The 13,196-nt window shown below is 52.6% G+C and carries 8 protein-coding genes; 6 read left to right on the forward strand and 2 right to left on the reverse strand.

The features are described 5' to 3' along the window. The first annotated feature begins 106 nt into the window (after positions 1-106). The 3 genes from KOR42_RS26665 to KOR42_RS14015 all read left to right on the forward strand — a co-directional run bounded on the left by KOR42_RS26665 (position 107) and on the right by KOR42_RS14015 (position 6,247). Positions 107-2,884 (forward strand): PAS domain-containing protein, encoded by a 2,778-nt coding sequence (locus KOR42_RS26665; RefSeq protein ID WP_390620884.1) that lies wholly within the window; start codon positions 107-109, stop codon positions 2,882-2,884. Beyond that, the gene (locus tag KOR42_RS26670) at positions 2,854-3,627 is read left to right on the forward strand and encodes an ATP-binding protein (protein ID WP_197441181.1); all 774 of its coding nucleotides are present in this window, start codon (positions 2,854-2,856) and stop codon (positions 3,625-3,627) included. Before KOR42_RS26665 ends, KOR42_RS26670 begins: the two co-directional genes overlap by 31 nt. Before the next feature lie 580 nt (positions 3,628-4,207). Continuing rightward, complete coding sequence (locus KOR42_RS14015) at positions 4,208-6,247, forward strand: acyltransferase family protein (protein ID WP_146510463.1); 2,040 nt, start codon at positions 4,208-4,210, stop codon at positions 6,245-6,247. A gap of 217 nt (positions 6,248-6,464) precedes the next feature. Here the strand turns inward: KOR42_RS14015 and KOR42_RS14020 are convergent, their stop codons facing one another. Next, entirely contained in the window at positions 6,465-8,570 is a 2,106-nt protein-coding gene (locus tag KOR42_RS14020) for an FAD-dependent oxidoreductase (RefSeq protein WP_231740928.1), read from the reverse strand. 269 nt (positions 8,571-8,839) lie between these two features. Here KOR42_RS14020 and KOR42_RS14025 point away from each other — a divergent pair, with 269 nt between their 5' ends. Next, positions 8,840-9,541, forward strand: coding sequence for a CatB-related O-acetyltransferase (locus tag KOR42_RS14025; RefSeq protein ID WP_146510464.1), 702 nt, complete (start codon positions 8,840-8,842; stop codon positions 9,539-9,541). Positions 9,542-9,603: 62 nt separating this feature from the next. On the opposite strand, the gene KOR42_RS14030 is transcribed toward KOR42_RS14025, so the two are convergent. Then, positions 9,604-10,284 (reverse strand): TIGR04282 family arsenosugar biosynthesis glycosyltransferase, encoded by a 681-nt coding sequence (locus tag KOR42_RS14030; RefSeq protein ID WP_146510465.1) that lies wholly within the window; start codon positions 10,282-10,284, stop codon positions 9,604-9,606. 209 nt (positions 10,285-10,493) lie between these two features. Between KOR42_RS14030 and murJ the strand changes: the two genes are divergently transcribed. Together murJ and KOR42_RS14040 are read left to right on the forward strand one after the other, a co-directional pair. Continuing rightward, positions 10,494-12,152 (forward strand): murein biosynthesis integral membrane protein MurJ, encoded by a 1,659-nt coding sequence (gene murJ, locus KOR42_RS14035; protein WP_146510466.1) that lies wholly within the window; start codon positions 10,494-10,496, stop codon positions 12,150-12,152. Continuing rightward, the gene (locus tag KOR42_RS14040; protein ID WP_197441182.1) at positions 12,139-13,194 is read left to right on the forward strand and encodes a beta/alpha barrel domain-containing protein; all 1,056 of its coding nucleotides are present in this window, start codon (positions 12,139-12,141) and stop codon (positions 13,192-13,194) included. The genes murJ and KOR42_RS14040 overlap by 14 nt, the downstream gene beginning before the upstream one ends. Positions 13,195-13,196 lie beyond the last annotated feature (2 nt).

The following is a 13,196-nucleotide window of genomic DNA, read 5'->3' on the forward strand; positions in this document are numbered from 1 at the left end:
GAATCATTTCGATCATCTCCCACTGAAGGTCAGTCAGGTCACTTGGGTACGCTTTTCGAATCGCCTCGGACACCGTGCACTCCTTTGCGTTGATGAACCGCAAAGTGTGAACAAAACCAGACTTTCACAAAACCTCAGTTTCCGGATAGCCTCTCAGTCCGGGAAAGCGTATTTGAGACGCGTGCTTCCTTATCGGGCTTATTCCGGAGAGTGCGAGGGGATTGTTGTCACCTTTATCGATGTGACGCAGCTTCGTGAGAGTCAGGAACTCTTCCAACTGCTGGTGGATGCTTCCGCACAGATTGTGTGGGTCACCGATGCAAGTGGAATCGTGACGGAAGATTCTCCGAGTTGGCGAGCCTTCACCGGGCAGACGTATGAAGAATGGATTGGCGATGGATGGCAAGCTGCGATTCATCCCCACGATCTCCCCGGTTTGCTCGAACATTGGCAGGCCGCTGTCTCGACCGGCGAACAGATGCATCACGAATATCGTCTCAGACATCATCAGGGGGGATATCGTTGGACGCAGGTGCGGGCAGTCGCTCAACGATGTGTCGATGGTTCGGTTCACCGTTGGGTTGGAATGAACATCGATATCGATGATCGCAAACGAGCCGAGAAGGAATTAGAGAAGGCGAAGATTCGACTCGATTTGTCATTCGAGGCAAGCGAGATGGCTCCGTGGAGTTGGGACATCCCCACCGGCGAAGTTGTTTCGAATGAAAACCTCAACAGGTTGTTCGGCTTCGCGCCCACGCAGTCCATCACGACAAAAGAGTTTTTCGAACGTATTGATGAAGCGGACCGAGAACGTGTCCTTGCTTCGGTGGAACGCTCGGTCGAAGGGGGCGACGTTTTCGAAGAAGAGTACGCCGTCAACCGAGTCGACGGTCAGCGGCGATGGATGCGTGCTCGTGGGCAGACTCAGAAGAACTCCGAAGGAGAAGTTGAGGGATTCTTCGGAGTGGTCTCGGACATCACCGAACGTCGGGAACGAGAGCAGGACCTCGTCGATCGAGAAGCACATCTCCGACGGGTTATCAACAATCAACTTGGCTTGGTGGGAGTGATCGACTGCAACGGGAATCTCGTCGAAGTTGATGATCGTTCGCTCGAAATTGCGCGAACGACGCGTAAAGAAGTGATCGGGAAACATTTCGCAGATGCTCCATGGTGGAGTTACGATCCGAACGTCGCTCGCCAGATGCGAGAAGCGATGCAGAGAGCGTTCGACGGAGAGGTCGTCCGGTTTGATGTCTCGTTATTCGCTCATGGCGATGAAGGGGTGATGATCGATTTCATGATTGCTCCCATCATGAATTCCGCGGGGGAAGTGGAATATCTCATTCCCTCCGGTGTCGATATTCGCGACAGATACCGAGCAGAACAGCGGCTTGTCGAAAACGAACGCAGAGTCTCGATGGCACTGCAAGCTGGGGAGATGGCTGCCTGGGAATGGACTCCGGAAAAGAGCTTCTGGGAGCCAAAGTTATTCGAACTGCTCGGTCTTTCCCCCGATTCTACTCCGTCGCCGGAATTATTCTTTTCAGTCGTCCATCCTGAAGACCTTCCGTTGCTTCAACAACATTGGTTGGAAGCCATCGAAGGGACGCGCGACTACGAAATTCAGTTTCGAATCGTCCGGCCGAATGGGCTCGTGCGGTGGATTTCTGCTGTCGGAATCATCACTCGGGATGATGATGGAAAAGTGACGGCAATTCATGGACTCAACTGGGATATTACCGACCAGAAAGAGTACGAAATTCGGCTCGAAGCCAGTGAAGAGCGATTGCGTCTTGCCTTGAGCGCGGCAGAACTCAGTCTCTGGCAATGGGATGTCGATACCGACTTGTGGTTCTGGTTCGACGATCGCTTTGAAGATGATGAGTTAGCGACATCAGTTCCACTTGGAAGTCTCGCAGACTTTCTGGAGCGCATTCACGCGGATGATCGAGCAGAAGTGGAAGCATCGATTCGCAGCGCTCTGGAGAATTCAGAACCGTTTCGATCTGAGTACCGAGTTTACAGCGACGGGGAATTTCGCTGGGTGCTCTCGCTCGCCCATCTCAGTCTTGAAGACGAAATGTCACCGCTTCAGATGGTCGGAGTGGAAGTTGATATCACGGAGAGAAAAAACTCCGAGTTGATTTTGAAACTGAACGAAGAACGATTGCGTCTCGCGGGAGAAGCTTCGGGATTTGGATCGTTTCACCTTGATGTTCTCAAACGGGAAACTCATTGGTCGTCGGAAGTTCGCCGCATCCTCGGTTACGGAGATACGGAAATTCTGAGCGATTCGTTCGATGATGTTCCGCAGTTTATTCATCCGGAAGATCGAGAGGCTTACGCTGCCGCCATTCATCAGGCGCTGACTGATTCCCGGCATCCGCGCGGGGATCTTGAACATCGTGTGATTCGTCCGGACGGTGACGTTCGATATGTCCGAACGAACTGGCTCAGCATGTGGAACGAATCCGTTGACGGGCCAAAGGTTGAGCAAGTCATTGGCACCATGCTGGACATTACTCGTCAGCGAGACAATGAACGTAAGCTCGAACTTGCGCGGCAACAGGCGGAAGTGGCCAATGAATCCAAGAGTGCTTTTGTTGCCAACATGAGCCACGAAATTCGCACTCCGATGACGTCCATTCTCGGATACGCCGAACTGATTCAAAGTCGAATCACCGATCCCGAAGCTCGTGAGTATCTGCAAACAATTCGCCGGAACGGTGACTATCTCCTCGAAATCATCAACGACATCCTCGATCTTTCGAAAATTGAGGCAGGAAAACTCAAGTCGATTCAGAGAAATTCGATCCCTCCCGGATCGTGGAAGACGTGCGGAGCATCATGGAAGTGCGTGCTTCGGAGAAAGATCTGACACTGGAAGTTGTCTACGAAACGCCCATCCCGGCGAGAATCTTCAGTGATCCCAAACGGCTCAAACAGATTCTTGTGAACCTTGTTGGGAATGCGATTAAGTTTACGCATGAGGGGCAAGTCACACTGACCGTCCGGTCTGTGGAGGCGACCTCTCTCGAATTCGCAATCGCTGACACGGGAATTGGAATCGGGGCTGAGCAACAACAGCGTCTCTTCAAACCGTTCTCTCAAGGAGATGCTTCGGTCACGCGACACTTTGGAGGGACTGGTCTCGGATTGGCGATCAGTCTGCGACTGACCGAAATGCTCGCGGGAACGGTGAGTGTTGAGAGTGAACTCGGAGAAGGGAGTGTGTTCACGCTTCGAATTCCGGTTGGCGACATCGGTGACGTCGAGTTCGTCGAACCGGGAAGTCCACAGGGATTCGAGAAAGATTCTCCGGCCGCGATTCCTGTCGAAGAGATTCAACTCGATGGTCGTGTGCTTGTTGTTGATGATCGCCGAGACGTTCGCTTTCTGACAAAACACATTCTGACGAAAGCCAAAGCGGCCGTTGATGAGTTGGAAGACGGGCAACAGGCCGTTGATTACATGACGGAACGAGTGAACGTCGGTGAAGTTCCCAACTTGATCCTTCTCGATATGCAGATGCCGAATCTTGATGGATACGAGACAGCCCGACAGTTAAGAAAAATTGGATACGAAGGGCCGATTATCGCGCTCACTGCAGATGCCATGTAGGGAGATATGAATCGGTGCATTGAATCCGGATGCAATGCCTATTTGAGCAAACCGATTCACTCTCGGTCGCTGATCGAAATGGTTGATCGGTATATGTCCAATCGACGTTCGCTTGAGAGTTGAGAACTCTTCGCACCGGGGAATTAAGGAGACTTCTGAGCAGGCTTCTGGATAGGGCTTTGGGGCCAGAGATTGGTCTTGTCTCGATTCTCTGTTTCTTGATATAGCTTTTCGCGCCGAGTTTGGTCGAATTTCCCTCATGAACAGAATTTCGGGTCTCCTCTCACGATTTCACAACCGTGCAGTCGAAACTCAGCGGTTCCATAAGACAAAGAGTGCAAGTGCACTTAAATGTCGATGGGTGTGACGAGAAGCCACTCGAGACGCAGATTGATGAGGGACTTCGAAAGCACATCTCGAGCATCTTCATTTTTGGTTTGCAGTCAAACGCACGAGCGAAAGCAGAATTCTGTTGAGAGCATGTGCAGAGAAACCATGAAAATGGTCGATGGATAGTATTTCAGAATCTGAGTTTTGATGGAATTCCACGAATTTGACAATCTGACTCGATTGTATTGCGATGGGTGAACTGAAATATCGGCCGGATATTGACGGGCTTCGTGCTCTTGCGGTGGGGCTTGTTGTTCTTTTCCACTGCGGATTCGGGTTCACAGGTGGGTTTGTCGGCGTTGACGTCTTTTTTGTCATCTCCGGTTTTCTGATCACGGGCATCATCCGCAAACAGCAAGCTGCTGAGAGGTTCAGTCTCGCGGACTTCTGGATGCGGCGGATTCGAAGAATCGCTCCGGCCTCAACTGTGATGGTTGTTGTCACTTTGGTGCTGGGCACAATTCTCTTGTTGCCGAATGACCTGAAATATCTCGCGGACTCCGCCATCTGCCAGCAACTGATGGTTTCGAATTTCTACTTCTGGACGAAAACCGGATACTTCGACGGTCCCTCCGATTTGATGCCGCTGCTGCACACCTGGTCACTAGCGGTTGAAGAGCAGTTCTACTTGTTCTTCCCACTGATCTTGTTCATGACTCGGCGCTGGCCAGCGAAACGGGTGGTGAAACTTCTTGGAGGAATCACGTTTGTCTCACTGGCGATCAGTAGCTGGTCAGTCAAAGTGTACCCCTCGTCCGCTTTCTTTCTCTTGCCGGCCCGTGCCTGGGAGATGTTGCTCGGGGGATTGCTGACCTATGCACCTTCGCCGACCGCTCTCAAACGCTGGCACCTGTCCGGAATCAGCTGGCTTGGATTGCTGGCAATTTTTGCCGCTGGGGTTTTCTATGACAGCGCGACTCCGTTTCCCGGAATCGCTGCTCTGATTCCCTGCATCGGGGCATGCCTCGTGATTTATTCCAACAGCCTGGAAAATACAGGAGTGGGACGAATTCTGTCGCACCGCTTCCTGACGACGATCGGGCTGATGTCCTATTCGCTGTATTTATGGCACTGGCCACTGATTGTTTTTCCGAAATACTGGCTCGGAGAAGATCTCTCTGTCGCGATTCGACTGGCCATTCTGGCGGGGAGTTTCCTGCTTGCTTACCTCTCGTGGAAATTTATCGAGACGCCATTTCGTTCCGGGAAGCGAACTTCGTTTTCCTGGCGTCCACTTCAGGCGGGCGTGGCGGTCTGTGTGTGTCTTTCAGTCTTCTCCGTGTGGATCATTTCGACAGAAGGCATGAGGTTTCGATTTACAGAAGAAGCTCTGAAGTTCTGCCAGACGAGAAAGAGAGCCGGGTTGAAGTACTCCCGAAGCCTCGATGCCGTCCTGAATGAATCGCTGCCCACCGTGGGAGTTACGGATGGGCCGAATGACAAAATTGATTGTGTCCTCTGGGGTGACAGCCACGCGGGAGCAATTGTCGAACTCTGTGACCGGCTTGCGACGAAGCATGGTCTCAATTGTGTGGTTGCCACTCATGGCGGCTGGAAGCCACTTCTGGGGACATGGCGACCGTACAAGGGAATCGAATCACGAGAGTGGAACGATCGCGTTCTTGAATTCATCGACGATCATGATGTTGAGCATGTGATCCTCGCTGCACGCTGGGCAGATGGATCTCGCGATGCGACTGAGGAACTTGAGTCGTTGATGTTCGACGATCTCTGCGATTTCGAGACCCCCGACAAATACGAAGATGTTGTCGAGCGGGGACTCAAAAGAACCATCGCAAGGCTGGAAGAAACGGGAGCCAAAGTCTGGATCGTGGCTCAGGTTCCTGATCAGGAAGGGCTCGATCCGGAAAAGAAAGTCTTTTCGTCAGTACTCTTTGATGAGCCATTTCCAACGGGTGTTTCCATGAAGAAACACCATCAGCGGCAGTTCGAAATCAATCAGATCTTTGATGAAATTGATGACGATTTCGTCACGATTCTCGACCCGACGCCTTATGCATTCGACGAGGACGGGCGAAGTTTGATCTGTGATGAAGATGGTTTGTTCTATCGCGATAGCCATCACATCACACCGTTGGGGGCAGAGAAGTTGGTTTCGAAAGTGCTTGAACCGGTGTTCGAAGAGATCACAAAGTCGACCAACTCCGTTCGCTCAACTCACCCTGCCGTTCAGACAGCTCTGCAGCCGTCCGATTCGACAACCAATTGAACGAGACCAATTTTCTCGTCTCTCTGAACCCGTCTGAACACTGTTCTTTCGTTCAATGCGGCGTTTGCGTCCGCAAACTCGCGAAGCCGATTTCAATTAGCGGCAGCGACACGCGGCTCCGGAAATGAGCGAACATTGATCACGTATCACTCGCGTCGATTTCAACCTTCGAGATGAAGATCGGGATGCTGGAGTTCGAACGCGGGAACGTTGTTTCTCACTCAACAGGAATGAGTTGGACAGCGTCAACGATCACGTGACCATCGGTGTTTTTCGTCCCAATTTGGATTGTGGCCGTGGGTGCGTCGAACTGATATGTCCCCAGCGTGTGAAAGATCGAATCTTTTGCTGGTTGTTTTCGTTGATTGACAAGCACGGTTTCTTGTCCATCCGTCGTCTTGATTGTGACCGGGACATTGGTCGCCCGGTTGGAATGGGGTGTGTAGCTGACAGCGACGGCGTATTTTCCTGAATCCTTAATCGGGACATCAAAGGTGATCTCTCTGTCGCGATCCTTTTGGTTTCCATCGTGCAGGTAATTGTTCCCGAGGAAGCCGGTTGTTGACGCGCTGATCACCCATCCATTGGGAATGCCAGCTTCTTCAATGTCGACAACAATTCCCGCGAAGTCTTTCTTGTTGAATCGTTTGAAGTTGCCGGTCCTGGGGCTGTCGTATTCAAGAACCTGCCCGTCATCGAGGAGTCTCCGAGAGAGTGTCGAGTACGGAACATCCTGAACGGCAAGGTCGTCTTGAATGGCCAGCATCCCCGCTGTGGCTGCGGATTGGCCAAGGATCATGAAGACCGGTTCCATTCGAATCGAACCGAATGCGATGTGCGAACTACTCACACAAACCGGAACGAGAAGATTCGTGCACTGTGCCTTTTTCGGAACCAGCGATCTGTAGGAAATCTGATACGGCGGCGTTCTGACTCCAAGGTCACCTTCGTTTTGAACGAAGCCTTCGTCGGTGACGTATCGTTGCACGTTGTGGGAGTCGAGGGTGTATGAGCCCATTCCGACCGGGTCGATCGTTTCTTTCGTTCCGAAACAGTTGTGTTCGGTCATCACGTATTCGCCGATCAGTCGACGTGCTTCGCGAACATAAATCTGATGCGGCCAGTTTCCGTTGTCAGTGAACTCATCCTTGGCGAGACCCCATTTCGACATCTTCGTTCGAACGTCTTCGGGGACGCGCGGATCGTTGGCGACGAAGTACATCAGCCCCTTCTGATACTGTTCGTGTTCGCGAAGAATTTCTTTCCGGCGTTCGTAGGTCGCTTCGGGGTAATCGTAGTTGTATCCGATGTTGTCGGTGCTGAAGGGACCGTGATTGTTCGTGTCAGTTTTGTAGTTCGGGATGGGGTCGAACTTGTTGAATCCTTCTCTCCAGCCGGTTTCGAAGACTCGCAAGAGAAGCTCGTACTGGGCTGGGTCGTATCCATCAGGTTTCGGAAACGGGACTCGGTTTTCATCGTGGTTCGTGAGGCACATTCGGTAACAGTACGCTTGCACGCGATGGTCACCTTCGCCTTTTTTTTCGGGCGGTTCGGAGCTGATGCGAGGGAGCAGGCCGCTGCCTGGATCGCCAGGAACGACGTACGGGTCGACCGGATCGCGGAACCAGTGACCGTGATGGAAGACGCCGACTTGAATTCCGTTCCACTGTTCTCCGTAGGTGTCGTTCGATTCACGACCAACGTGGTAATCGACACCCGCAGCTGCGAGCAAATCGCCTTCGTATGTTGCGTCAATAAACATGCGGCCGGAGTATGTTTTTCCGCTGAGCGTGCGGATCGACTGAATCTTTCCGTCAACGACCGTCACGCCATCTTCCCGGTCAAGCCATTCATCTCGGATGACCGGGATGTCATAGTCATTCACGAAATCGTCGAAGACTTCTTCCGCGATGTGCGGTTCGAAAATCCACATCGTCCGCTGCGCACCGTCAATCGCAGCAGTTCCCTGTCCTTGATTCCCGTAGGATTCGCGAGGCTGCCACTTCCAGTTGTCCGGTTCCTGATACTTCTTCCAGACGCGATGGTAAAATTCTCGAGCGAGTCCTCCGATGACAGCTTTGTTGCCGGTATCTGTCCAGCCGAGCCCTCCCGAACTCAATCCTCCCAGGTGGATATCAGGGGAAACGACGACAACGGACCCGCCCATTTTCTTGACCTGTACGGCCGAAGTGATCGCAGCAGACGTTCCGCCATACACTACGACGTCGTAGTCGTCTGAATAGACATGAGAGGCAGTCAGAAGATTCGCCAGAAAAAAAGAGGCGGTCAACATCAGGGAACTGGATACAATCCGGTCAGTCATTCCATGATCTCTCTAAGAACTCATCGATTCGATCGGCACAATCTCTAAAGTTGATGCAAATCGTGATGAAAGTGGTAGGTTTTTCGGAGTTACGTAAGTGTTGTCGATCTGTATCGCGACAATATCCTAGAAGTTCCTTGGTTGAGTCGAAAGGGTCACAGAGATCGCTTCTGATCGTGTGACAAGGAACGGGTTTCCCGTTTCGAAAACACTCCAGTCTCTAAACGTCTGCGTAAATGACGATGGTTGAACCCTCACAAAAACATTCGATGCAACGATCAGTTTTCTCTGGTCTCTTGAAGAAGCTGTGTCGGGTTCCTGGCCTCCGTCGCTGGAGCGTCGAGAAGGCCACGAAGCTCGAAGGTGGTCCGTATTTTTCGATCACCGCGCGAGAAATAATGCGTGACGTCTATGGTGTTGAGATTGGGGACTATTCCTACGGGGACTGTTTCGTCACAAATCAATTCCCTCCGGGAACTGTCATCGGGCGATATGTTTCCATCGCGGCGGGTGTGAAGATCTTCAAGAGAAATCACCCTGTCGATCGGGTTCCGATGCACCCGTTCTATTACAACTCGAAGTTGGGATTCCTCGAAGAAGACACGATTCCATCCGGAAATCTATGGATCGGACATGACTCGTGGATTGGCTCAGGAGTCACAATTGTCGGGAACTGTAATCGAGTCGGAATTGGTTCCATTCTGGCGGCAGGAGCTGTCGTGACGAAAGATGTTCCGGATTTCGCCGTTGTCGGGGGAAATCCCGCGAAGGTGATCCGCTATCGGTTTTCCGAAGAGACCATTCAATCGCTATTGGCTGGTAAGTGGTGGGAGAAAAGCTGCGATGAAGTCGCTGCAGAAATGCCCCGCATTCTTCAACCGGTCGAAGCGGAGGATCTCTCCACGCATCCGTTTATGGGACAATCTCAACGGGAAGCTGTCCTTCGGGAAGCGACCTCCGTTGAATCTTGACGCTGATGAATCTTGAAGCCGTTGAACCTTCCAACTGCTGAGTTCTTCGCTCAGTCAACCGATCAAAGTTCGGCCAGCAACTTGTGCGTCAGTTCGAAGGTGCGCATGGGAAAGTTCTCGGTGGAGTTTGACGTTCGCATTGCGTCGAGGTGTTCGCGCAGCATCTGAAGGTCGTCGAGCGAATCAACATCGTACCATGGCTCGAGCAGACAAAGAGATTGCTGGGCGTTTCGAATTCTCTCCACCGTTTGAGAGAGAACGGACGGCTCGCTCCAGGAAATGTCATTGAACATTTCCGGACATCGGGTCCGCTGGCCAACAAGGTAATATCCGCCGTCACAAGCTGGGCCTAAGACAATGTCTGACGTTTCCAGTTGTCGAAACGCTTCTTCGATCAGGCGATTTGGGAGCGACGGGCTGTCCGATCCAATCACGACGACCCGGTTGTCCTGATTGAGGAAGTCATCGAAGACTTGAATTAATCGCTCTCCGAGCGTGGCTTCAGGTTGTTCCCACAGAAGATCGTCTTCGTTTGCGTGCTCCACGAAGTACTTGCGGGATGCCTCAGCGACCGGTGAAAACGCGATCACTCGTTGATCGCTCGTCCGCTGAGTGGACTCCAGAAGATCCAGTTGAAAGGCCTGATAAAGTTCAGCAGCTTCGTCGAATCCAATCTCCCGGCCGAGTCGCGTTTTGACTTTTCCGGGTTCTGGATGCTTCATGAAGATGGCAAGAATGTTCATATCGGTCACCCTTTGAAGGAATCTTGTCGACGGAAACGAATGGATCGTGCTGTGAAAAACAGTGCGTTCACCGATTCCATCCGGATCGAAGAGTGATGCCGCGACAGTTTCGTGGGCAGGGACGATCCAGTAACTTGCGTGACCATTTTGAACACACTTTCTGAAGAGACTGTGACTTCTGTTATCCCAATACGACGTGTGGAGTATTGATGTCCCCAGAGGAGCCTGCAACCGAGCCTCGCCTCCCGACGTCACATTCGGATTCAGGTGTCGTCCGCAATCTGCGAATGATCAGCCTGTGTACACTGCTCAGCCGTGTGCTCGGATTGGCTCGTGATATTGTGATGGCTTCTCTGTTCGGTGCGGGGACCATTCTCGATTTGTTTGTCGTTGCGTTTCGATTACCGAATCTCACTCGCCAGTTGTTCGGCGAAGGGGCATTGACCGCAGCCTTTCTTCCGGTCTTCTTGCGAGACCGTAGAGAGCATGGAGACAGAGTTGCCCGGGACACCATGACAGCGGTGGCAATCGCGCTCTTTTCGTTTCTTTCGCTCTTTGTCCTTCTCGCGGAAGGTGTGTTGATCTGGTTTCTGGCGACGGCGGAACTTTCGGAATCAACGACTCTGCTGCTTCAGCTGTTGGCGATTCTGCTGCCCTATCTGGTGCTGATTTGCACGGCTGCGCTCTTTTCCGCCGGACTGCATGCCCTTCAAGTCTTTCTCTGGCCGGCTCTTGTGCCTGTCGTTTTGAATGTCTTCTGGCTCACAGGAGCTTTTATTTCGGTTCAGACGACGAGCGTCCCGGAAACTCGAGTGAAAATTGTCTCGCTCGCCATTCTGATTGCAGGCGCCGTTCAGTTGACGCTCCCGCTGACCGCGTTCTTCTGGATTGGAATGGGACCGACTCGAAGCTGGCGTCGACAGTGGCATCGTGTACGGGAGGTCATGTGGACGATGTTGCCCGTCGTTGCCGGAACGACTGTCATTCAGTGCAATGCTGTGCTGGACAGCTTGATGGCATGGGGCTTGTCTCGACCCGACAACGGCGGACCCGCTCCGCTTGAATCGTTCGGTCTTCCGGCACTCCTGCCAGCGGGGACAGCGAGCGAATTGTATATCGGTCAGCGAATGTATCAGTTTCCGCTGGGGGTGTTCGGAGTGGCTCTCGGAACGGTCTTATATCCGTTGATGGCGCAGCATGCACAATCCGGGGATCTGACAGCACTCCGGAAAACTCTGGGAAGAGGATTGCGACTGACTGCCACGATCGCGGTTCCTGCCAGTGCCGGGCTCTTTCTTCTGGCGACACCTTTGACGAACTTGATGTTCCGACACGGAGAATTCACCGAAGAAGATGTTCGAATGACAGCCCGAATGATTTCGATTTACGGAGCAGGGGTGTGGGCTTACATCAGTTTGACGATTCTGAACCGGGCGTTTTATGCGCTCGGGGATCGGATTTCGCCGATGTGGTTTGGGATCGCGACTCTGGTGTTGAATTTTCTTTTGAATGTCGTGTTCGTTGTTTTGTTTCGAGGTGCAGGGCTGGCATTGGGAAGCGTTGTCGCAACAGCAATTCAGGTCTTCATGACGGTCTGGCTTCTCAATCGTCGAACGAGCGGTTTGCCCTGGGGAGAAATCGGAAAGACGACCATCCGGACTCTGTTGGCGACCACGATGATGGTCGGGGTTTGCCTGCTCTCAACGAGTCTTCTTCCTGCAGGAGAGGGGATGGCGACTTATGCTGTCCGCTTGATCGTGCCTCTGCTGGCTGGCATTCTGACGTATGTGGTCGCTGGGCGTATTGTGGGTCTCAGTGAGATTGATGAGTTTCTCAAAGCTGCGGAGCGTGATCGTGAATCCGTCTGAATCACCGCAAAGAAAATTTCAGATTGACCAGTCTTACGATTGGAACTTTGCTCATGCTCCACAGACTGCGGAGTCTTCCCCTGTTGCGAAACTTCCAGGCGATTGGACATTCTGCGGAAAGGCCGTGAATTCACCGTTGGGGATTGCGGCCGGTCCGTTGCTCAACGGGAACTGGGTGCGGTACTACGCATCGTTGGGGTTCGATGTGCTGACCTACAAAACCGTTCGAAGTGGGGTGAGAGAGTGCTATCCGTTGCCGAATCTTGTTCCCGTCTCATCTGAAATGATGAATGGAACAGAACAGGTCACTCCCACAGCTTCGGAGATGGACGGAACATGGGCGGTTTCATTTGGGATGCCTTCCAAAGAACCGGAGTTTTGGAAGAATGATATTCGGGAGACGAAGCAGTCTCTCGGCTCTGGACAACTGTTATCGGTGTCTGTCGTTGGAACAATGCAGGATGGATGGGGAATTGACGAGTTGGGAGCGGACTACGCGCAGTGTGCTTTCTGGGCGGTTGAGAGCGGAGCCGACTGCGTTGAGATGAACTTTTCCTGTCCGAATGTTTGCAGTGAAGATGGGCAACTGTTTCAAAATCCGACCGAGGCAGCGACGGTCGCGGAGGCTGTTCGAAAACGGATCGGTGCTGACGTTCCGCTGCTTGTGAAGATCGGATTTCTCCCTGACAATGAGTTGCTCGCGGAACTTCTCTTGAAAGTCGGGGAGTTCGTAAATGCGTTCGTTTCGACGAACAGCCTTCCGACTCAAGTGAGCCGAGAAGAAGGTGACCTTTTATTCTCGGGGGCATCGCGGGGAATTTGCGGTCGAGCGATTCGCGATGCTTCTGTCGATCAAATTCGGCGATGCCGAACGGTTGTCGAGACGCATGGACTGCCGGTCGAACTTGTCGGTGTCGGAGGGATCGAAACAGCTGCCGATGTCCGCCAGTATCTCGACGCGGGGGCGAACTCCGTTCAACTCGCAACTGCCGCAATGGTGAACCCTGAAGTCGGTCTGCAAATCCGCTCTGACTGGAGTTGAGA

This window comes from Thalassoglobus neptunius (assembly GCF_007859735.1).
GTDB classification, from domain to species: domain Bacteria; phylum Planctomycetota; class Planctomycetia; order Planctomycetales; family Planctomycetaceae; genus Thalassoglobus; species Thalassoglobus neptunius.

Excerpts from the sequence above, each read along its gene's own strand:
- KOR42_RS14030 (WP_146510465.1), bottom strand. The coding sequence starts at position 10,284 with ATGAACATTCTTGCCATCTTCATGAAGCATCCAGAACCCGGAAAAGTC.
- murJ (WP_146510466.1), top strand. The coding sequence starts at position 10,494 with ATGTCCCCAGAGGAGCCTGCAACCGAGCCTCGCCTCCCGACGTCACAT.
- KOR42_RS14015 (WP_146510463.1), top strand. The coding sequence starts at position 4,208 with ATGGGTGAACTGAAATATCGGCCGGATATTGACGGGCTTCGTGCTCTT.
- KOR42_RS26670 (WP_197441181.1), top strand. The coding sequence starts at position 2,854 with ATGGAAGTGCGTGCTTCGGAGAAAGATCTGACACTGGAAGTTGTCTAC.
- KOR42_RS14025 (WP_146510464.1), top strand. The coding sequence starts at position 8,840 with ATGCAACGATCAGTTTTCTCTGGTCTCTTGAAGAAGCTGTGTCGGGTT.
- KOR42_RS14020 (WP_231740928.1), bottom strand. The coding sequence starts at position 8,570 with ATGACTGACCGGATTGTATCCAGTTCCCTGATGTTGACCGCCTCTTTT.